General features: G+C 70.3%; 10 protein-coding genes, 4 pseudogenes and 1 other annotated feature. Of the genes and pseudogenes, 6 read left to right on the forward strand and 8 right to left on the reverse strand.

Annotated elements, in window-relative coordinates; all coding sequences use genetic code 11:
• Positions 1 to 17 precede the first annotated feature (17 nt).
• The 6 genes and pseudogenes from C1729_RS13625 to C1729_RS13655 form a co-directional block, all read right to left on the reverse strand.
• Complete coding sequence (locus C1729_RS13625) at positions 18 to 998, reverse strand: aldo/keto reductase (protein WP_102510406.1); 981 nt, start codon at positions 996 to 998, stop codon at positions 18 to 20.
• Between the two features lie 161 nt (positions 999 to 1,159).
• Positions 1,160 to 5,057: pseudogene (locus C1729_RS13630) on the reverse strand (multifunctional oxoglutarate decarboxylase/oxoglutarate dehydrogenase thiamine pyrophosphate-binding subunit/dihydrolipoyllysine-residue succinyltransferase subunit).
• A 356-nt stretch (positions 5,058 to 5,413) separates the two neighbouring features.
• Complete coding sequence (locus tag C1729_RS13640; protein WP_102510408.1) at positions 5,414 to 6,214, reverse strand: ABC transporter permease subunit; 801 nt, start codon at positions 6,212 to 6,214, stop codon at positions 5,414 to 5,416.
• On the reverse strand, positions 6,211 to 7,152 hold the full coding sequence (locus C1729_RS13645) for an ATP-binding cassette domain-containing protein (RefSeq protein ID WP_102510409.1): 942 nt from the start codon (positions 7,150 to 7,152) through the stop codon (positions 6,211 to 6,213). The genes C1729_RS13640 and C1729_RS13645 overlap by 4 nt, the downstream gene beginning before the upstream one ends.
• A gap of 42 nt (positions 7,153 to 7,194) precedes the next feature.
• The gene (locus tag C1729_RS13650; RefSeq protein ID WP_102510410.1) at positions 7,195 to 8,298 is read right to left on the reverse strand and encodes a sensor histidine kinase; all 1,104 of its coding nucleotides are present in this window, start codon (positions 8,296 to 8,298) and stop codon (positions 7,195 to 7,197) included.
• Positions 8,299 to 8,300: 2 nt separating this feature from the next.
• Positions 8,301 to 9,047 (reverse strand): response regulator transcription factor, encoded by a 747-nt coding sequence (locus tag C1729_RS13655; protein WP_102510411.1) that lies wholly within the window; start codon positions 9,045 to 9,047, stop codon positions 8,301 to 8,303.
• Positions 9,048 to 9,208: 161 nt separating this feature from the next.
• On the opposite strand from C1729_RS13655, the gene C1729_RS13660 reads away from it, so the two are divergent.
• From C1729_RS13660 to C1729_RS13670, 3 genes and pseudogenes are all read left to right on the forward strand, one after another.
• A complete protein-coding gene (locus C1729_RS13660) occupies positions 9,209 to 10,546 on the forward strand; it encodes a hemolysin family protein (protein ID WP_102510412.1) in 1,338 nt (445 codons plus the stop codon).
• Positions 10,543 to 11,591, forward strand: a pseudogene (locus tag C1729_RS13665) (hemolysin family protein). The gene C1729_RS13660 and the pseudogene C1729_RS13665 overlap by 4 nt, the downstream one beginning before the upstream one ends.
• A 332-nt stretch (positions 11,592 to 11,923) precedes the next feature.
• The gene (locus C1729_RS13670) at positions 11,924 to 13,408 is read left to right on the forward strand and encodes a M15 family metallopeptidase (RefSeq protein ID WP_102510413.1); all 1,485 of its coding nucleotides are present in this window, start codon (positions 11,924 to 11,926) and stop codon (positions 13,406 to 13,408) included.
• Between the two features lie 189 nt (positions 13,409 to 13,597).
• Here C1729_RS13670 and adhE read toward each other — a convergent pair whose 3' ends face one another.
• Positions 13,598 to 16,345, reverse strand: coding sequence for a bifunctional acetaldehyde-CoA/alcohol dehydrogenase (adhE, locus tag C1729_RS13675; RefSeq protein ID WP_102510414.1), 2,748 nt, complete (start codon positions 16,343 to 16,345; stop codon positions 13,598 to 13,600).
• A 162-nt stretch (positions 16,346 to 16,507) separates the two neighbouring features.
• Positions 16,508 to 17,812 (reverse strand): APC family permease, encoded by a 1,305-nt coding sequence (locus C1729_RS13680; protein WP_207204626.1) that lies wholly within the window; start codon positions 17,810 to 17,812, stop codon positions 16,508 to 16,510.
• Between the two features lie 790 nt (positions 17,813 to 18,602).
• On the opposite strand from C1729_RS13680, the pseudogene C1729_RS13685 reads away from it, so the two are divergent.
• The 3 genes and pseudogenes from C1729_RS13685 (at position 18,603) to C1729_RS13695 (ending at position 21,197) form a co-directional block, all read left to right on the forward strand.
• Positions 18,603 to 19,760: pseudogene (locus C1729_RS13685) on the forward strand (IS3 family transposase).
• Positions 18,881 to 19,030, forward strand: a sequence feature (AL1L pseudoknot). Its footprint overlaps the pseudogene before it by 150 nt.
• Before the next feature lie 535 nt (positions 19,761 to 20,295).
• A pseudogene (locus tag C1729_RS15430) lies at positions 20,296 to 20,577 on the forward strand (tyrosine-type recombinase/integrase); the annotation flags it as partial.
• Positions 20,578 to 20,810: 233 nt separating this feature from the next.
• Complete coding sequence (locus tag C1729_RS13695; RefSeq protein WP_207204627.1) at positions 20,811 to 21,197, forward strand: hypothetical protein; 387 nt, start codon at positions 20,811 to 20,813, stop codon at positions 21,195 to 21,197.
• The last annotated feature ends 572 nt before the right edge of the window (positions 21,198 to 21,769 follow it).

Below are 21,769 nucleotides of genomic sequence, written 5' to 3' on the forward strand. Positions count from 1 at the left end.
GACACGCCGCGAGGCGGCTACCAGCGCTCGTGCACCGCGGCGCGGATGTCCCGCTCGTAGAGGCGGTGCACCGCGTCGTCGTACGCCGCGGGGAGAGGCGCTGCTGCGCCCGCCGCGGCGTTCGCGCGTGCCTGCTCGGGGGAGCGCGCGCCCGGGATGACGGTCGTCACGCCGTCGTGCTGCGCGAGCCATGCGAGGGCCGCCTGGGCGGCCGTGAGGCCCTCGGGGGCGAACGACGCGAGCTCGGCTGCGGCGGCGACGCCCGTCGCGAAGTCGACGCCCGCGAAGGTCTCGCCGACGTCGAAGGCCTCGCCGTTCCGGTTGAACGTGCGGTGGTCGTCGGCGGCGAACGTCGTCGTCGGCGTGTACCGGTTCGCGAGCAGGCCCGACGCGGGTGGGACGCGCGCGATGATCGCGACGCCACGCTCGGTCGCGGTCGGCACGACGTCGTCGAACGGCGCGAGCCGGAACGCGTTGAGGATGATCTGGACGCTCGCGAGCCCGGGGCGCTCGAGCGCCCGCATGGCCTCGGCACGCTTCTCGACGCTCACGCCCCACGACGCGATCGCGCCCTCGTCGACGAGGGTGCCGAGGGCGTCGAACACCTCGTCGTCCGCGTAGACGGACGTGGGCGGGCAGTGGAGCTGCACGAGCGGCAGGGTGTCGAGCCCGAGGTTGCGGCGGGACCGGTCCGTCCAGGCGCGAAGGTTCGTGAGTGAGTAGTTCTCGTGGAGCTGCGGCATGCGGCGTCCGGCCTTCGTCGCGACGAAGACGCCAGCGTCGGGCCGGGCGCGGAGGAACGAGCCGATGATCTGCTCGGAGCGACCGTCGCCGTAGACGTCGGCGGTGTCGAAGAACGTCACCCCTGACTCGAGCGCCGCGTCGAGGACCGCGTGAGCGTCCTTCTCGTCGACCTCGCCCCAGTCGGCGCCCAGCTGCCACGTGCCGAGGCCGATCGCCGAGACCTGCTGTCCGTCGCTCCATCGCTTCGTCTGCATGCTGCGAGCCTAGGCCTGACGGCGTGGAGCGAGGACCGAGCACGGGTTGGGGAGGGTCCGGGCCATGCCGACGAGCCGGACGCCCCGCCCCGCAGTCCTGTGACGTGCGGGAGGCCCGCACCCCGGGTGGGGTACGGGCCTCCCGCGGCGCACGGTCCGCGTCAGCGGGCGAACGCCGCCGTGAGGAGCTCCTCGGCCTGCCGCTGGTGCCGCTTCATCGTGCCGGCCGACGGCGACGCCGACGCGGGACGCGAGACGACCCGGATGAGGCGGCCGAGGGCCGTTTGGAGGTTCATCGCCATGAACGGCCACGGACCCTGGTTTTCGGGCTCGTCCTGGACCCACACGAGCTCGGCGTCACCGAACGGCGCGAGAGCTTCCGCGACGGCCTCGGTCTCGAGCGGGTAGAGCTGCTCGAGGCGGACGATCGCGGTGCGCTCGTCACCGAGCTTGGTGCGGCGCGCGAGCAGGTCGTAGTAGACGCGGCCCGAGCAGAGCAGCACGCGGTCGACCCCGTCGGCCTTGGCCGCCATGGTGGCGTCGCCGATGACCGGCCGGAACGTTCCGGTCGTGAAGTCCTCGACGCTCGACGCGGCGGCCTTGAGACGCAGCAGCTGCTTGGGCGTGAAGACGATGAGCGGACGACGCGGACGGTGGTACGCCTGGCGTCGCAGCAGGTGGAAGTGCGACGCGGGCGTCGACGGCTGCGCGATGAACATGTTGTCCTCGGCCGCGAGCTGGAGGAACCGCTCGATGCGGGCCGAGGAGTGGTCCGGTCCCTGGCCCTCGTAGCCGTGCGGCAGGAGCATGACGAGCGAGGAGTGCTGGCCCCACTTCTGCTCGGCGGAGGAGATGAACTCGTCGATGACGATCTGCGCGCCGTTGACGAAGTCGCCGAACTGCGCCTCCCAGAGGACGAGGGCGTCAGGACGCTCGACCGAGTAGCCGTACTCGAAGGCGAGGGCTGCGTACTCGGACAGCGAGGAGTCGTACACCCAGAACTTCGCCTGGTCCGGCGTGAGGTAGAGCAGCGGCGTCCACTCGGCGCCCGTCTCGCGGTCGTGCATGACGGCGTGACGCTGGACGAACGTGCCGCGGCGCGAGTCCTGCCCGGCGAGGCGCACTGGCGTGCCCTCGGTGAGGAGGGAGCCGAACGCGAGGAGCTCGCCGAAGCCCCAGTCGATGCCTCCTTCACGCGACATCTGCTCGCGCTTCTCGAGGAGCTGGGCGAGCTTGGGGTGGACGGTGAAGCCCTCGGGCGGGTTGACGTGGGTGCGTCCGACGAGCTCGACGACCGAGCGGTCGATCGCGGTCGTCCAGCCGACCATCGTGCCGGCGTCCTCACGCTGCGACTCGGGGATCTCGAGGCCGCGGACCGCCTCGGTGTGCGCGGGCGGCTGGAAGCCACCCTCCTTCGCCTCGGCGAAGACACGCTCGAGCTGCGCCTGGAAGTCCTGCGCGACCTGCTCGGCCTCGTCGTCGGTGATGTCCCCGCGCGAGACGAGGGTCTCCGTGTAGAGCTTGCGGGTCGAGCGCTTGGCATCGATGAGGTTGTACATGAGGGGCTGCGTCATCGACGGGTCGTCGCCCTCGTTGTGGCCGCGGCGGCGGTAGCAGACCATGTCGATGATGACGTCGCGGTCGAACTCCTCGCGGAACGCGAACGCGAGCTCGGCGACGCGGACGACGGCCTCGGGGTCGTCGCCGTTGACGTGGAAGATCGGGACCTGGAGGCCCTTGGCGACGTCGGTCGTGTAGAGGGTCGAGCGCGACGAGCCGGGGCCCGTCGTGAAACCGACCTGGTTGTTGATGATGATGTGGACCGTGCCGCCGGTGCGGTAGCCGCGCAGACCGGCGAGGTTGAGCGTCTCCTGGACGACGCCCTGGCCCGCGAAGGCCGCGTCGCCGTGGATGAGGATCGGCAGGACGGAGAAGCCGTCGCCGCCGAGGTCGATCTTGTCCTGCTTGGCGCGCACGACGCCCTCGAGCACGCCGTTGACGGCCTCGAGGTGCGAGGGGTTGGCCGCGAGGTAGACCTTCGTCGACTCGCCCGTGTCGGTCGTGAACGTGCCTTCGGTGCCGAGGTGGTACTTGACGTCGCCCGAGCCCTGGAACGTCTTGGGGTCGAGGTTGCCCTCGAACTCCGCGAAGATCTGCGAGTAGCTCTTGCCCGCGATGTTCGCGAGCACGTTGAGCCGGCCGCGGTGGGCCATGCCGATGCAGACCTCGTCGAGGCCTGCGCGTGCCGCGGAGTTGAGGACGCCGTCGAGGAGGGCGATGAGAGACTCGCCGCCCTCGAGCGAGAACCGCTTCTGCCCGACGAACTTCGTCTGGAGGAACGTCTCGAAGGCCTCGGCCGCGTTGAGCCGGCCGAGGATGCGCAGCTGCTCCTCGCGGGGCGTGCGCTCGTAGCCTGCCTCGAGGCGTGCCTGGAGCCACTTGCGCTGCGTGCGGTCGGCGAGGTGCATGTACTCGGCGCCGATCGTGCGGCAGTACGAGTCGCGCAGGAGGCCGAGGATGTTGCGCAGCGTGTCCTTCTGCTTACCGCCGAAGCCGCCCGTGGGGAACGTGCGGTCGAGGTCCCAGAGGGTGAGGCCGTGCGTCTGGACGTCGAGGTCGGGGTGGCGACGGACCCGGTACGTGAGCGGGTCCGTGTCGGCCATGAGGTGACCGCGCGAGCGGAACGCGTGGATGAGCTCGGCGACGCGCGCGGGCTTGGCGGCCTCGACGTCGTCGTCGACCGTGTTGTCGCGCACCCAGCGGACGGGCTCGTAGGGGATGTGGAGCGCCGCGAAGATGCGGTCGTAGAGGCCGTCCTCGCCGAGGAGCTTGTTGCCGAGGATGCGGAGGAACTCGCCCGAGTGCGCGCCCTGGATGATGCGGTGGTCGTACGTCGAGGTGAGTGTGAGCACCTTGGAAACGCCCATGCGCGCGAGGCGCTCGACCGAGGCACCCTGGAACTCGGCGGGGTAGTCCATGGCACCGACGCCGACGATCGTGCCCTGGCCCTGCATGAGGCGGGGCACGGAGTGGACGGTGCCGATCGTGCCGGGGTTCGTGAGCGAGATCGTCGTGCCCTGGAAGTCCGCGACCTCGAGCTTGCCGGCGCGGGCGCGGCGGACGATGTCCTCGTAGGCGGCCCAGAACCCGGCGAAGTCGAGGGTCTGTGCGGCCTTGACGGAGGGCACCATGAGCTGGCGCGAGCCGTCGGGCTTGGGGAGGTCGATCGCGATGCCGAGGTTGATGTCGGCGGGGTGGTGGATGGCGGGCTTGCCGTCGAGCTGCGTGTAGGACGCGTTCATCGCGGGCATCTCGGCGAGGGCCTCGACGAGGGCGAAGCCGATGATGTGCGTGAACGAGACCTTGCCGCCGCGACCGCGCGAGAGCGCGTTGTTGATGACGATGCGGTTGTCGACCATGAGCTTGGCGGGGACGGCGCGCACGGAGGTCGCGGTGGGGACCTCGAGGCTCGCCTCCATGTTCGTGACGACGCGTGCCGCGGGCCCGCGGAGCTTCTCGACGTTCTCGGTGCTCGTCGCGGCGGCCGCCGCGTCGGTGCGGGTGACGGGACGCTGCGCGTAGGGCGCGGTCGCGGGGGCCGCCGTCGGCACGGGCGGGACCGGCGTCGTGCCGTGGCCGGCCGGCGGCGTGGGCGGGGGGGCGGCGCGGCGCGCCGACCCCGGGGCCCCGCGGGGGGGCGGCGCGGGGGGGGTGGTCGCGCACGATCCCGTCGACGACGGGCAGGAGCCCCGCCTCGACGGCCGCCGGGTCCGTCGTCGTGAGGAGGACGACGAGCGCGCGCTGGCTGAGCCGCTCTCCGACGGCCGTGACGAGCGCGGGCCAGTCCNCTGCGGGGCTCGCAGGGGTCGCGGGGGGAGCTGTGACGTCGGACGTCACGGTCGTGCTCGGGCTGTAGTCCGCGAAGAACTCCCACCACGAGGGGTCGACGGAGTTCTTGTCCTGGAGGTACTGCTCGTAGAGCTCATCGACGAGCCACTCGTTCGCACCGAACGTGGCGCTCGCCCCGCTGATCGACGCTGATTCAGCATTTCCGGACACTTCGCAGATCGCCTCTTCCACTGCACTGGGTGGTCGTGCTCGCACGGTTCGCGCGTGCACGGCATCGGTCGGGACCACACTACGTGGCGGCGCCTGGGGCGAAGAGGGCTCGCGGGGCTCGCGGTCAGGCGGACCTGTGGCCGGGGCAAGGTCCGGCCCAAGGGTGGCCCGTCTAGGACCAAGGACTCATCCCTGAGGGCCATCAGTTGGTGAGGTGAGCGCTGGAGTGTGATGCATCTCACATTTCTGGGGCGGCGCTGTGGGCGACCGCTGTCCGCACCTCGGACGCGTGACGCACCGTCCGTCGGGCGAGGAGGGAGCGCGGCGCCCGCCCCCTGGGGGCGGGCACCGCGACCTCAGCCGAGGTCGCGCCGGAACGTCGTGAGCCTGCCGGCGACGGTGAGCACGGCCGCGTACCCGAGGAGGACGAGCGCGCCCTGCCACCACGGCAGGAGCGACCCCGGGCTCATGAGCGAGTAGATCGAGCCCTCGGCGAGAGCGTCGCCCGCAGCTCCCGGGAGGAACGCTGCGACGCGGCCCCCCGCCTCGCCGAGTCCGGCCGTGAGCCCCATGCGGGCGATGGGCTCGACGAACTGCGTGAACGCGAGAAGGACGACGAGCGCCGCGACCTGGTTGCTGAGGACCGAGCCGACGCCGACACCGACGAGGGTCCATAGCGTGAGCGCAACCGTCGAGAGCGCGACCGTCCGCCACACGTCGGGGGAATCGAGCATCGGGTCGCCCCCGCCGAGCGCGATGAGCGCGGCCCCGGCACCGACCGCGGCGAGCGACCCGACGAGCCCGTACGCGAGCCCGACGGGGAGTGCGCCGACGTGCTTGGCGACGAGCAGCCGCGTGCGCGACGGGTCGGCGAGGAGTGTCGGGACGATCGTGCGGTGTCGCAGGTCGCCCGTGACGGCGAGCGTGCCGATGATCGCGGGGAAGACGTAGCCGAGCGTCGTCCCGACCGCGTACACCGCGCGGGCGGTCGCGAGCGGGTCCGAGGCATCGACTCCCGCGTCCTGCGGGGTCGCGGTGAACGAGAAGCCCATGCCACCCGCGAGGAAGGCCATGTAGCCCGCCATGAGGACGAGCAGGACCCACCACATGCGCGTCGAGAAGAACTTCGCGACCTCGAGCCGCACCGCGCGCCTCATGCTGCCACCTCCGTCGTCTGGCCGGTGAGCCGGAGAAACACGTCCTCGAGGCCCGGTGCGTCCTCCGTGAGGAGGTGGAGCTCGACGCCCGCGGCGAACGCTGCGGCGCCGACCTCGGCGGCACGCACGTGGAGCAGCCGCAGGGCGCCCGGGGCGCCCGCGCCGGCCGGCTCGGACGCCCAGCCGCGTCGCGTGACGAGATCGGTGAGCGCCGCCCGGTCGGGGGAGTCGACGGTGACCGTGCGGACGGCGCGCGCCGCGAGCGCGGCGAGGGGCGAGGCGTGGACGAGGCGGCCGTGGGCGACGATGACGACGTCGTCGACCGAGTGCTGCACCTCGGAGAGGATGTGGCTCGAGACGAGGACCGTGCGGCCGCTGTCCGCGAAGCCCCGCATGAACGAGCGCAGCCAGGCGATGCCGGCGGGGTCGAGTCCGTTCGTCGGCTCGTCGAGGACGAGGATGTCGGGGTCGCCGAGGAGCGCGGTCGCGAGCGCGAGCCGCTGCCGCATGCCGGTCGAGTAGCCGCCGACGCGGCGGTGCGCGTCGGCGGTGAGCCCGACGAGCGCGAGGAGCTGCTCGACGCGTGCCGCGTCGGCTCCGGCGGCGGGCGCGAACATCTGCAGGTGTGCGCGGGCGCTGCGGCCGGGGTGGAAGGTCGAGGCCTCGAGTGCGACGCCGATGGTGCGGGCGGGGTCCGTGAGCTCGGTGTAGCGGACGCCGCCGATGGTGGCGGTTCCCGCCGTCGGGGTCGTGAGGCCGACGAGCATCCGCAGCGTCGTCGTCTTGCCGGCGCCGTTGGGGCCGAGGAATCCGGTGACGCGGCCGGGGGAGACGTCGAACGTGAGGTCCTCGACGGCGCGGACGGTGCCGAAGTGTTTGGTGAGGCCGCGGACGGACAATCGTGCCGGTGTGCGGGGCGGTGCGGAGGACGCTGTCATGCCGACCATCGTAGTTGTTCTAACTTCTCTAGAACAAGAGGGTCAGGCTGTCGGTTCGCGCCCCGCGCCCCGCAGGCCGCGCATCCGCGGTGCGGGCAACGACACCCGGAACGTCGCACCCTGCTCCGAGTCGACCACCTCGATGTCACCGTCGTGCAGCGCGACCGCCCATCGCACGATCGCGAGGCCGATGCCCGTCCCGCCCGACGTCCCCGCCGACGACGTCGCCGCAGGCGTCGTCCCGTGGACGAAACGCTCGAAGATCCGCGACCGGTCCGCCACCGCGATGCCCGGCCCCTCGTCAGCGACGTCGATGACCACCCGGTCCCCACGTCGCATCGCCGTGACCCGCACCGTCGACCCGTGCGGCGCATGCCGGATCGCATTGTGGAGAAGATTGACGAAGATCTGCGAGAGCCGGTCAGGATCGCCGGGCACCGTGAGGTTCTCCGGCGTGACATCGACCTCGAAGACGAGGTTCTTGCCCGCCTCGACCATCTCGACCTCGTCGACGACCGCGTCGAGGAACTCCGCGACGTCGACCGTCGCCACCCGGAGGTCCGCAGCACCCGCCTCGATCCGTGAGAGATCGAGTAGGTACGTGACAAGACGCGAGAGCCGCTCCGTCTGCGCGAGCGCCGCACCGAGGGACGCCGGCGTCGCCGGCGTTACCCCGTCGACGATGTTCTCGAGCTGGGCGCGCAACGCCGCGACCGGGGTGCGCAGCTCGTGCGACACGTTCGCGATGAGGTCCCGCCGCTGCTGGTCGCCCGTCGCGAGGTCGTCCGCCATCTGGTTGAACGCGACCGCAAGCTGCCCGACCTCGTCCCGGCTCGTCGCACGGACCCGCCGCGAGTAATCACCACCCGCCATCGCGCGCGCCGCCGCCGTCATCTCCCGCAGCGGCGACGTCATCCCCCGCGCGAGCACAAGCGTCACGACGATCGAGACGACGAGCGCGAGCGGGAACGTGCGCGTCGGCCCGAGGTGCATCCGCAGACCCACCCACGTGATGAGCGCCGCGAGCGCGTTCGTCGTGATGACGAGGACGCCGAGCTTCGTGCGGATCGACCGCAGGACGTCGAGTGGTCGGACGTCGGGCAGGTGCGGCCGCGGGACCCGGCCGTGACGACCGGGCGACGACACGCTCAGCCCTCCTGGCCCTCGTCGCCGTCGACCGGAGGTTCAAACGCGTAGCCGACGCCGTGGACCGTCCGGATGAGCTCGGCGCCGAGCTTGCGACGCACCGCCTTGATGTGGGAGTCGACCGTGCGCGTCCCGCTCGCGTCGACCCAGTCCCACACCTCGGCGAGCAGACGCTCACGCGTGAGTACGGTGCGCGGCGAGCTCGCGAGCATGACGAGCAGTTCGAACTCCGTCGGGGTGAGGTGGACCTCCTCGCCGGCGCGGTGCACCCGGCGCTGGTCGCGGTCGATCACCACGTCGCCCGCGACGATCGGCGGCTCGCCGACGGGCGAGGCCGCGGCCTGCTGCGCCCGGTCGACCCGCCGCAGGAGCGCCTTGAGACGTGCGACGAGCTCGCGCATCGAGAACGGCTTCGTCATGTAGTCGTCGGCGCCGACACCGAGGCCGATGAGCATGTCCGTCTCGTCGTCCCGAGCCGTGAGCATGAGGATCGGGACCGGGCGCTCCGCCTGGATGCGTCGGCACACCTCGAGCCCGTCGATGCCCGGGAGCATGACGTCGAGGACGACCGCGTCGGGCAGGACCCTCGTCGCCGCGGCGACGCCCGCGAGGCCGTCGCGTGCGACCTCGACGCGCCACCCCTCCGCGGTGAGGCGCTGTGCGATCGCCGTCGCGATCGTCGACTCGTCCTCGACGACGAGGATCGTCGTGCCGCGCGCGGCACCGGTGCTGGCTGCGTTGCTGCTCATACCCCAACATTCGCACAGGGGAGCGGCCGCGCGGTACTGCGGCGCGCAGGATGCCGCGCGAGGTCGGTACGATGCGTGGCACGGGTGCGACGCACCTTGCCCGGCACGTCCGGGCCGGACGACCAGGAGCGCGGCCAGTGCCGCGCCATGAAGGGGAGCGCGTGCTGGCCGACTGGCTGCTCGTCGCGTTTGGAGTCCTGCTCACCGGCGGGACAGCGGTCTTCGTCGCGAGCGAGTTCGCGCTCGTGACGATCGACCCGGCCGGGCTCGAGTCAGAGATCGCTCAGACCTCAGGGCCGGGCGGCCCTGACCGTCGGACACGGTCCGTCCTCGCGGCGCTCCGCTCACTGTCGACCGAGCTCTCGAGCTCGCAGGTCGGCATCACCGTGACGACGATCCTCCTCGGGTACACCGCGCAGCCTGCGCTGCAGCGCCTGCTCGAGCACGGCCTCGGGCTCACCGGTTGGGCGTCGACCGCAGTCGCCGTCACGGCGACGGTCGTGGCGCTCGTCGTCGTCAACCTCTTCTCGATGCTCATGGGCGAGCTCATCCCCAAGAACTTCGCGCTCAGCGCGCCGCTTGCGACGGCGCGGCTCGTCGTCCCCGTGCAGCGGGTCTTCACGCGCGCCATGCGTCCCGTCATCACGGGGCTCAACGGCTCGGCGAACGCGCTCCTGCGGCGCATGGGCGTCGAGCCGCGCGAGGAGCTCTCGGGCGCACGCTCGGCTCCCGAGCTGCTCTCGCTCGTCCGCCGCTCGGCGCAGCAGGGCACGCTCGAGGCGTCGACGGCGCTCCTCCTCACGAACTCCCTCGAGCTCGAGCAGCTCGACGCGTCGGATGTCATGACGGACCGCACCCGGCTCGTCGTCCTCACGCGCGAGGACTCCGCGCAGCGCGTCGTCGAGCTCTCCCGCACGACGGGGCACTCGCGCTTCCCGGTCATCGACGGCTCGCGCGACGAGATCGTCGGGCTCGTCCACGTGAGGCGCGCTGTCGGCGTGCCGCGGGAACGGCGCGCCGAGGTGCCGGCGGCTGCGCTCATGGTCGACGCGCCGACGGTCCCCGAGACCGTGAGCCTCGGCCCGCTCCTCGTGACGCTGCGCGGGCTCGGTCTCCAGATGGCCGTCGTCGTCGACGAGTACGGCGGGACGGCGGGCGTCGTCACGCTCGAGGACGTCGTCGAGGAACTCGTCGGGGACGTCGCCGACGAGCACGACGTCCGTCGTGCGGGGGCGACGCGGCAGGCGGACGGCGCCTGGCTGCTCCCCGGCCTCCTGCGGCCCGACGAGCTCACCGAGCAGACGGGCCTCGTCGTGCCGGACTCGTCGGCGTACGAGACGCTCGGCGGGCTCGTCATGTCCCTCCTCGGCCGGCTGCCGGACGTCGGGGACGAGGTCGACGTCGACGGCGTGCACCTCGAGGTCGTCGGGATGCACGGTCGGCGGGTCGCGCGTCTGCGCGCCACGACCGTCGCCGGGACCGCCGAGGAGGACGCATGACCACCGGGACTGCCCTCCTCGTGGGCCTCGCGCTGCTCGTCGGTAACGCGTTCTTCGTTGGTGCGGAGTTCGCCGTGCTCTCGGCGCGGCGCTCGTCGATCGAGCCGCTCGCCGAGTCCGGCAACCGGCGCGCCGGACGGTGCTGTGGGCGATGGAGCACGTCTCGCTCATGCTCGCGTGCGCGCAGCTCGGCGTCACGGTGTGCTCGATCGGGCTCGGCATGGTCGCGGAGCCCGCGATCGCGCACGCGCTCGAGGCCCCGCTCGCGGCGCTCCACGTCCCGGGGGCGCTCGTCCATCCGATCGCGTTCACGATCGCGCTCGCGATCGTCGTCTATCTTCACGTCGTCCTCGGCGAGATGGTGCCGAAGAACCTCGCGGTGTCGGGACCAGACACGGCCGTCATGTGGTTCGGGCCTCCGCTCGTGTGGATCGCCCGGGCTGTCAACCCGCTCATCGTCGTCCTCAACCGGCTGGCGAACGTCTTCGTGCGGCTCGGCGGTGTCGAGCCGCGCGACGAGGTCGCGTCGGCGTTCACGGCCGAGCAGGTGCACTCGATCGTCGAGGTCTCGCGGCAGGAGGGCGTGCTCGTCGACGAGCAGGGGCTGCTCGCCGGCTCGCTCGAGTTCTCGGAACGGGTCGCCCGTGAGGTCATGGTGCCGACCGACGCGCTCACGTCGCTCGTCGTGGGCGCCACGCCCGACGACGTCGAGCACGCGGTCGCCCGGACGGGCTTCTCGCGGTTCCCGCTCGTCGCCGCGGAGGGCGGGCCCGTGACGGGCTACCTCCACCTCAAGGACGTGCTGTACGCGGGCGACGACGACCACGACGTCCCCGTGCCGCAGTGGCGTGCGCGGTCGCTCGCGACGGTGGGGCCCGACGACGAGGTCGAGGCGGTCCTCGCCGCGATGCAGCGAGACGGAGCGCATCTCGCGCTCGTCGTCGATGGCGGGCGGCAGATCGGGGTCGTCTTCCTCGAAGACATCCTCGAGGAGCTCGTGGGCGAGGTGCGGGACGCGATGCAGCGGGCCGACGACCGTCCGTAGTGCGGTGACGTGCGCGTCGAGGGACGAACGTCCTGGCGTCCGAGATGTGAGACCTGGATCGCAGTTGCGCAGGTGGTCTTGGCCGGGGGCCTCTGGCTCGTTATGATTCTGTGATCGACCAGGGGTCGGCGCGAGCCACACTCGTGCCGATGCAGGAGATACCGCCGCAACGGCAACCGTGTAGGACCCTCGGGGTCGAGCGCGGCCCGGACCGGCACCGGCCGGGTTCCGTCGACGGGGCCCGGACGGGGTAGCGTGACCCGTCGGGAATCCCCGGAGGGACGAGCACGAACCGTCGCGATCGCGGCGGCACGGACGAGAATGGAGGGGTCGTGAGCACGAGCAACCAGGTCGACGCTCAGGCTCCCGAGACCCGTCGTTCCCGCCGTGAGGCGGCTCTCCTCGAGGCGCGTGCCGCGACCGTTCCCGTCGTCGAGCGGCCCGCCACCACGGCGTCGGCCAGCTCCGTGCCGGTGCCCGTCGTCCGGCACGCCGCGACGGTCGGAGCGACGTCGCCGTACGGAACGCTCGGACGGCCGGCAGCACGGGTCGTCGTGCCGGATCTCGAGCCGGACGAGCCCGCTGCACCCACCGCGCACGCTGCGCCTTCCGCGACCGTCGCGACGCCTCTGTCCGCCCCGGCTGCGGTCACGCCGACCGTCCGACCCGTCGCTACCCGTCCCGCGGCCACCCGCCCGCACGACCTCCTCGGACGCCCCGCGCCTGCCACGAGCTGGACCCCGGTCCCGCAGCCGTCGGTCGCACGCAGCGCGGAGCTCAACCAGGCTGCCGTCGCAGCGCGTGACGCGCTCCGTGACGGCCGACGCCTCGCCGGCGTGACGCCCGCGCATCCGTCCGCGGTCACCGACACGGGCCCCCTGCCGCGCACCGCCCCGGCGATGCCTGCGACGGCGTCACCCGCGCGGGACACGGGCGCCGCTGCACCTCGTCCTATCTCCGCGGTGGACGCGCCCCAGGATCCCCGGGCCGTTCCCACGTCCGAGGCTCCCACGACCGAGACTCCTGCCCCCGCACGCCCGCACGGAGCGCGTCAGCTCACGCGACGTGAGCTGGTCGCGGCCGAGCGCCGCAAGGCCGGTCGTGCCGAGCCTCGGACGGCTCCGCGACGACCGTCCGCGACGCGCACGGCGCGGGTCGGTGTCCTCGCGACGCTCGCGATCGCGACGGTCGCCGTCCCGATCGTCCAGGCCGCCGGCAGCAAACCTGAGACGACCGTCGTCCGCGACTACGCGTCGGGCCGTGCCACGGTCGACGTCCTCATGAGTCCGCGCGGGCTCTCCGACAGCTCGGTCATCGTCGCCGACACCCTCGCGGGACGCGAGCTCAGTGTCGCCTCGCGGTCCGACTCGCGCACCGCGCTCCCGGGCTGCGACTCCTCCGTCACGGTCCCGACCTCCATCAACGGGCGCCTCTCGGGCGCGCAGCTGTGCAAGTTGCCGCAGGCAGGCCACTCGATGCAGCCGCAGGCCGCCATCGCCTTCACCGAGCTCAACACGCAGTTCGAGGTCCGGTTCGGCACCCCAATCTGCATCACCGACTCCTACCGGTCGCTCTCGAGCCAGTACTCCGTCGCCGCAAGCCGCGGCGCGTTCGCGGCACGTCCCGGGACGTCGCAGCACGGCCTGGGCCTCGCGCTCGACCTGTGCTCGAGCACGTACCGCGACTCCGCGAAGTGGTCGTGGCTCAAGGCGAACGGCCCGGTGTACGGCTTCGACAACCCTGCCTGGGCGCGTCGCGGAGGCTCCGGCATGTACGAGCCGTGGCACTGGGAGTACTTCCCGCTCGTCGACTATTGAGCTTCGCCTCGCACGCAGAAGGCCACCCCTCGGGGTGGCCTTCTGCGTGTCCGGGCGCGACGAGCTCTCCCGGGGCAGGGGGCGTGGGCCGACGGCGGCAGCCTGGTGGCAGCGCGCAGGTGCGTGCCGTGGACGTGAGAAGGGGGTGGCGGCCAGGACGGCCGCCACCCCCTTCCGGGTCAGGCAGGATCAGCGCTTGCGCGACGGCTTGCGGCCCTTGGGAGCCTCGGCGGGCTCGGCGCCCGCCTCGACCGCTGCGGCACCGACGGCCTTGCGCGACGCCTTGACCTCGGCGAACGACGTGCCGTAGTACGCCGCCTCCATGAGGATCTTCATGTCGTCGAGCATCGGCATGCGCGGGTTGGCGGGGGCGCACTGGTCCTCGTACGCGCCCATCGCGAGCTCGTCGAGCTTGGAGATGAAGAGCTCCTCGTCGACGCCCTGCGCCTGGAAGGACGCGGGGATGCCGACCTGCTCGCGCAGCGCCTCGACCGCGCGGGCGTAGGACTCGACACCCTCCTCCGGGGTGCTCGCCGGGAGGCCGAGGTGCTGGGCGATCTCCTGGAAGCGCTCGGGAGCGATGTAGTGCTCGTACTTCGGCCAGCTCGTGAGCTTGGTCGGGACGGTGCCGTTGTAGCGGATGACGTGCGGCAGGTACGTCGCGTTGGTGCGGCCGTGGACGAGCTTGAACATGCCGCCCGTGACGTGCGCCATCGCGTGGACGATGCCGAGGAACGCGTTGCCGAACGCCATGCCGGCGATCGTCGAGGCGTTGTGCATCTTCTCGCGCGCCTTGACGGTGCGCTCGTCGGTCGCGCCGGGGCCGCCCTTGACCGAGTCGACGATGTTCTCGAAGATCAGCTTGATCGCGTGGAGGCACAGGCCGTCGGTGTAGTCGTTCGCGTAGACGGAGACGTAGGCCTCGGTCGCGTGCGTGAGGGCGTCGAAGCCGGAGTCGGCGACGAGGAACGACGGCATCATCGACGTGAGGGCCGGGTCGACGATCGCGACGGTCGGCGTGAGCGCGTAGTCCGCGAGCGGGTACTTCTTGCCCTTCGCTGGGTCGGAGATCACCGCGAACGGCGTCATCTCGGAGCCGGTCCCCGAGGTCGTCGGGATGCAGACGAGCGAGGCCTTCTCACCGAGGTCGGGGAACTTGAAGGCGCGCTTGCGGACGTCGAAGAACTTCTCCTTCATGTCCGCGAACTCGATCTCGGGGTTCTCGTAGAGCAGCCACATGACCTTGGCGGCGTCCATGGGGGAGCCACCGCCGAGGGCGATGATGGTGTCCGGGTTGAAGTGCCGCATGAGGGCGGCACCCTTCTGGACGAAGTCGACGGTCGGCTCGGGCATGACGTCGTCGATGATCTGCAGCGCGATGCGCTCGCCACGGCGGTTGAGGACGTCGAGGACCTTGTCGACGAAGCCGAGCTTCGTCATCGTCGAGTCGGTGACGATCGTCACGCGCGAGATGCCGCGCATGTCGGCGAGGTAGCGGATCGCGTTGGGCTCGAAGTACGTCTTGGCCGGAACCTTGAACCACTGCAAGTTGTTGTTCCTCCGACCGATGCGCTTGATGTTGACGAGGTTGACCGCGGAGACGTTGTTCGACACCGAGTTGTGGCCGTAGGAGCCGCAGCCGAGCGTGAGCGACGGGATGAACGCGTTGTAGATGTCGCCGATGCCGCCGAGCGAACTGGGCGCGTTCGTGATGATGCGGACGGCCTTGATGCGCGAGCCGAACTCGCGGATGACGGCCTGGTCCTCGGAGTGGATCGAACCGGAGTGGCCGAGGCCGTCGAACTCGACCATCTGCTCGGAGAGGCGGATGCCCTCCTCGGCGCCGTCGGCGCGGAGCACGGCGAGGACGGGGCAGAGCTTCTCACGGGTGAGGGGCTCGTCGGGTCCGACCTTGCTGACCTCCGCGAGGATGATCGAGGTTTCCTCGGGGACGGAGAAGCCGGCCTTCTCGGCGATCCACTGGGGGGACTGACCGACGACGGCGGGGTTGAGCTTCGCGCCGGCGCAGTTCTCGCCGCCTGCGGTGACGCCGAAGATGAACTCCTCGAGCATCGCCTTCTCGGCGGGGGTCGCGCGGTAGGCGTGGAGCTTGGCGAACTCGGCCATCGCGTCGTCGTAGATGGGGGCGTCGAGGATGACGGCCTGCTCGGAGGCGCAGATCATGCCGTTGTCGAACGCCTTGGAGAGAACGACGTCGTTGACGGCGCGCTTGAGCTTGGCGGAACGCTCGATGAAGGCGGGGACGTTGCCCGCTCCGACGCCGAGGGCCGGCTTGCCGCACGAGTAGGCGGCACGGACCATCGCGTTGCCGCCGGTCGCGAGGATGAGTGCGACGCCGGGGTGGTTCATGAGGGTGCTCGTCGCCTCGAGCGACGGCTGCTCGACCCACTGGACGCAGTCGGCGGGGGCGCCGGCCTCGACCGCGGCGTCGCGCACGACCTTCGCGGCGGCGACGGAGGAGGCTTGGGCGGAGGGGTGGAAGCCGAAGACGATGGGGTTGCGGGTCTTGAGGGCGATGAGCGCCTTGAAGATCGTCGTCGACGTCGGGTTGGTGACGGGGGTGACGCCGCAGATGACGCCGACGGGCTCGGCGATCTCGGTGATGCCGGTGATCTCGTCCTCGCCGACGATGCCGACGGTGCGCATCTTGAGCATCGAGTTGGTGACGTGCTCGCACGCGAAGATGTTCTTCACGGCCTTGTCCTCGAAGACGCCGCGGCCGGTCTCCTCGACCGCGAGGACGGCGAGCTCGCCGTGCTGCGAGAGGGCGGCGACGGAGGCCTTCTTGACGATGTGGTCGACCTGCTCCTGGTCGAGGAGCATGAACGCGTCGAGGGCCTTCTGGCCGCGGGTGACGAGCGCGTCGATGGCCTGGGCGACGGGGCTGGTGGTGCCGGGTCCGGCGGTGGTGGTCATTGCCTGATCCTCTGTGCGGTGTGGGGGTGCTTGTGTGGTCTCATGTCCAACCTAGGTGGGTGGTGAACGTCACTCGCATGTCAAAGGTCCCACCTTTTGGCATGAGGGCGCGGCTGGCGCCCCCGGTTCGGCCCGGTTGCACGTCGATGCAGGTCGGAGGTCCTAGGCGTGGCGCTCGCGGCCGAGGCGATGCCGTGTGACGTACACCCGACCTGCGACACCGAACCCGAGGACGAGCGCCGCGACCGCGAGGGCGTCCCGAGGGAGCGTCGCCACGAGGGTCGCGCAGCCGAGCAAGCCGGCAGCGGGAACCCAGCGGGGCACGAGCCGCTCGTCGCGCGGCTGCGTCCACGCCGCCGCGTTCGCGACGCCGTAGTAGAGCAGGACGCCCGCTGACGACGCGCCGAGCATGCCGCGCAGGTCCGTCGTGCACACGAGGACCGCGACGATCGTGCCGACGAGCAGCGTCGCCGCCGTCGGCGTGCCGCGGCGCGCGTCGACGTGCGCGAGCGCGCGCGGCAGGTCGCCCTCGCGTGCCATGGCGAGCGTCGTGCGCCCGACACCGGCGAGCAGCGCGAGCAGCGCGCCTCCCGACGCGGTGACGGCAGCGACGCCGACGACCGGCACGAGCCACCCGGCGTCCACGGCCTGCGCCGTGTCGACGAGCGGCGCGCCCGACGCGGCGAGGGCCGCCGGACCGAGTGCGACGAGCGCAGCGGCCGCGACCGCCGCGACGACGGTGACCGCGCCGACGAGCGCGAGCATCACCGCCCGCGGGATCGTCCGCGTCGGGTCGCGCACCTCCTCGCCGAGCGTCGCGACGCGCGCGTAGCCGGCGAGGGCGAAGAAGAGCAGGCCCGCTGCTCCGAGGACGCCGGTGACGCCAGGCTCGTTGAGTGCAGCACCGCCGGGCGCATCCGCAGCGGGCGCCGTCACGGGCGCGTCGGGCACGCCGAGCGTCCCCGTTAGGCCTGCGACCGCCACGATGGTGACGAGCGCACCGAGCGCGAGCAGCGTGACGACGAGGAGGACGCGCGTCGCGCGCGCCGTCCGCGTCACCCCCGCCATATCGATCGCAACGAGCACCACGACCGCGACGAGCGCGACGACCCTCTCGTGCTCCGGCCACGCGTACGCCCCGAGGGTGAGCGCCATCGCGGCGCAGCTCGCGGTCTTCCCGACGACGAACCCCCAGCCCGCGAGGAAACCCCACCACGGGCCGAGCCGCGCTCGGCCGTACGCGTACGCTCCGCCCGCGACCGGGTGACGGGCAGCCAGCTGGGCCGTCGACAGGGCGTTGGCCGTCGCGACGAGAGCCGCAAGACCGAGCGCGACGAGGAGCCACCGGCCGGCGAGCCCCGCCGCGGGGGCGAGCGCCGCGAAGACGCCCGCGCCGAGCATCGATCCGAGGCCGAGCGTCACGGCGTCGACAAGTCCGAGACGGCGGGCGAGGGGAGCGGAGGTCACCAGGCGACGCTAGCGCGGGAAGGTGGACGGGAGGTGACCGCTCCGGCCGCGTCTGGGGTCGTACCGGCGCGGGACAGACATGCGGGGGCAGGGCCGACTACGACGACGCCCCGGTCTCCGCGTGGGGGACCGGGACGTGGTGGGTGCCCTCGACAGGATTCGAACCTACGACCTTCTGCTCCGGAGGCCTGCGGTTGGTGTGTCCCACCGCCCTGCTCACCGGCTCCTGCCTTGAAACTGACATCGTCCCTACTCCTGGCCTCGCCTCGATCGTGTGGTTCTTCGACCATGCGCCCGCGTCCGGCGGGTGTCCACGGGTGTGGCACCCAGAAAAGTGTGTCTGGCTCGGGTTGGCGTCGCCGCGGCGACAAGGTCAGTGTCGGACCGCTGCGGGCCCATCGTGCGACTCCCCGGACCGCTCGAGGTGCCCACCGGAGTTGAGGGAGATCGGTGCTCCCGCGTTCGCTTGGTGGACTCGTGCACCAGACGTGGGTGCTCTCGGAAACTAAGCTCCCAGCGGGACCCGTCCTGGTATGTGAAGGCACCGAAGAGGTCGTCGGATGAGTGGCCGCTGAAGTCGTCGGGAGTCCCGAAGTCTTCCGAGATGTCCACGTCCCACGTCTCTCCCGTAGAAAGGAGCGACCGCGGGGAGACGGCCCGGTCCTTGCCTCGGACAACCGTGAACTCGACGTCGATGATGGGGAAGGAGCCTCGGTTGGTAATACGCGCAGACCTTGTTTCGCCCCGGGTCTGATGGAGGCTCTCATTACTGGGAAGGACGATGAGAGTCATGGCAGCACCGAGGAAGTACAGCGTTGAGCTCCAGCGTCGGGCGACGCGGATGGCGATGGACGCCAGGAAGGACCCCTCAGCCGCTCGTGGGGCGATCAAGCGGGTCGCCGATCCGCTGGGGGTTCACCCCGAAGCGTTGCGGACTTGGGTCCGGCAGGCCGAGATCGACGGCGGCGTCCGATCGGGTACTACGACCGATGACGCTATCCGGCTGGCCGAGCTCGAGCGTGAGGTCCGCGAGCTGCGCCGGGCGAACGAGATCTTGAAGACGAGCGCAGCTTTTTTCGCGGCCGCGGAGCTCGACCGCAAGATCAAGTAGAGGTGCCCACCGCGGTGCTGGTCGACTACATCGACCAGCACCGCGACCGGTTCGGGGTCGAGCCGATCTGCACCGTCCTCAAGGACGCCGGCGTGCAGATCGCCCCGAGCACCTACTACGCCGCCAAGAAGCGCCCGCCCTCGGCACGTGCCCTGCGGGACGCCGAGTTGATCGTCGACATCAAGACTGCGCACAAGGCCAACCTCGGGGTCTACGGCGCCCGCAAGATCCACGCTGAGCTCAACTGTGAGGGGCTCACGGTTGCCAGGTGCACCGTCGAGCGGCTGATGCGGGCCGAGGGCCTGCGCGGCATCGGTCGGGAGAAGACCCGCAAAACCACCATCGGCGACGGCGCCGAGACCGAGCGGCCCGAGGATCTCGTAGACCGTAAGTTCGGATCTGGCGCTCGACGCCCTCGACATGGGCCTGTGGGCACGGCAACGCGCCGGCCAAGACGTCACCGGCCTGATCCACCACAGCGACAGAGGAGTCCAATATCGAGCGGTTCGCTATACCGAGGGGCTCGCCGAGGCCGAGGCCGTCGCGTCCGTCGGGTCGAAGGGCGACAGCTGCGACAACGCCATGGCTGAGGCGCTGAACTCGCTGTTCAAGGCCGAGTGCATCCGCAACCCGGTCATGCGGCCCCAAGGCGGCTGGAAGAACGTCGGTGACGTCGAGATCGCCGTTGCCGAATATGTCGACTGGTTCAACCATCGACGGCTTCACGGCGAGATCGGACTCGTCCCACCAGCCGAGTTCGAGACCCACCACTGGGCATCCCAGCCCACGAAGCACTACCGTCAGAACCCGGTCCTCTCCGAGGTCGGATCCAACTAACCGAGCCTCTACGAAACCCGGGGCGAAACATCTCGACCCTGCACCGCCCAGCGGCGATCGACCCGTGGCGCGAAGATCATTGGCTCTGGAGGTACGGATTCGAGGTTGTGCTCGGGAACCCCGAGGACCGGTACAATGCCAACATCGACTGGCACCAAGTCACGCAACCCTGGCTTCGCGAAGCAGTAAAGGCACTTGCGAGACGCCGGCTCGTAACCAACGAGCGGTCCTGGAACACGATCCTCACGTGGTCAAAGGGAATGCGTCACTTGTCCGCCTACCTTGATTCCGAGGGAATCGACCGGCCCGCACTACTCGATCGCGAGATCTTCCTCGACTATCTGGCTGCGACGCGGGACGGAGGCGCATCCAAGAGCCTGCTCATGCAGGTAAACACGGTTTCGAGCGTGCTGGCCGATCTTCGCCACGACGGGTACCTACCGGATCTTGGGTCAGAGGCGTTCCTTCGCTGGGGCGAGAACTCGGTCACGAGAGTGGCGGCACCACGACTTTCCCGGCGGACATCGTCGACAGCATCGACCGCATGCTCGATGAAGACGAGGAGCTCGACGAAGTGGTCCGTGTCATGCTCAAACTCAATCGTTGGGGCGGTCTGCGTATCAGTGAACTCGTCGCGCTTCAATTGGACTGCCTGCGAGTCAACCACACAGGCGGCGTGTGGGTTGAGTACTACATGACAAAGACAAAGGACTGGCGCCGGTTCCCGCTTCCCGAGGGCCTGGCCCAACTTCTACGGGATCACCAGTCATACGTGCGCAGCATCTTCGGCGAAGAGGCCCATTTCATGTTCCGATCGTTGAAGCGCTCCTCTCGAGTGTCTGAAGTCATCCGGCCCTGGTCAACGGCAGGATTGCGCAACCACACCTACAAGGCGTTCATCCGCAACGGAATTTCCAAGTCGGCCATTACAGGCGAGTACGTCTCCGGCGCATCTATCCACAGGTCCGCCACACTATCGGCACGGCTCTCCTCAACAGCAACTGGACCCAGACCGAAGTGCAGGAGTTCCTCGCGCACAGATCGCAGACTATGACCCAGCACTACGCGGCAATCACCGACGACACGCTCAACCGCAAGGCACGAGAGTTCCATGAAAAGCAGAGAATCGACAAGACACGATCTGCGACGGAGCCACACGACGACGCCGCTGTCGAACGAATGCGCGCCAAGTTCACAGCTGTGCTCCCTGATGGCAAATGCCTGTCGCCGCCGGTCCAGGGGTGCGACTTCCGACAGAACCCGTGCAACACTTGCTCCTTCTATGACCCCGACGAAGAGAACTTCGGCGAAACGCACATGAACCATCGACGAATGCTCCAGCTCACCGTGATCCAGCACCAGGACGATCCTGCCCGCCGCGCAATCAACCAGGCAAACCTCGACGCCCTAAACCACCGAGTCCCGGAGAAGCCGTGAGCGAACCGCACGAACTTGGAGCAGCTCGAACGGCACAACTGGTTTCAGCCGCCGCTACCCGCGCGCAGAACAAGCGCGCCGACGTTAGGCGCGCTCTTATGAAACTTCGGTCCAAGGGAGGGCCGTTCGACCTCTCGACGGTAGCTGAGAATGCGGGTTGCTCGACAAGCTACCTACGCAAACATCCCGACCTCTTCGCTGAGATCCGCTCATTGGCGCACGCGTCACCTGCACGCACGGCGCGCCGGGGGTCAGTTGAAGCGTCGAGTGTCGCGTCATTGCGGACCAAACTGCAACTTGCGACGGGGAGGCTCCGGGAGATTGAGCGGGAGTTGGGCTGGCTCCGCGATGAGAACGCCGCACTGCGGGGTGAGGTGCTCGATCTGCGACGGGAGTCTTTCCGATAGTATGCCTCGGAGGAGCGGCCGACCGTGATGGCGATAGCACAATGCGGCGCGCTCGACATGCCCCCCAGGTCAGAGGTCACCGGAAGCCTGCTGCGTGCCCAGTGCCCAGTGCCCAGTGCCCAGACCAGAGTACCGCCCATGGATTCGACGAAGGTGAATCTACAC

The organism is Sanguibacter massiliensis (assembly GCF_900240335.1).
GTDB classification, from domain to species: domain Bacteria; phylum Actinomycetota; class Actinomycetes; order Actinomycetales; family Cellulomonadaceae; genus Flavimobilis; species Flavimobilis massiliensis.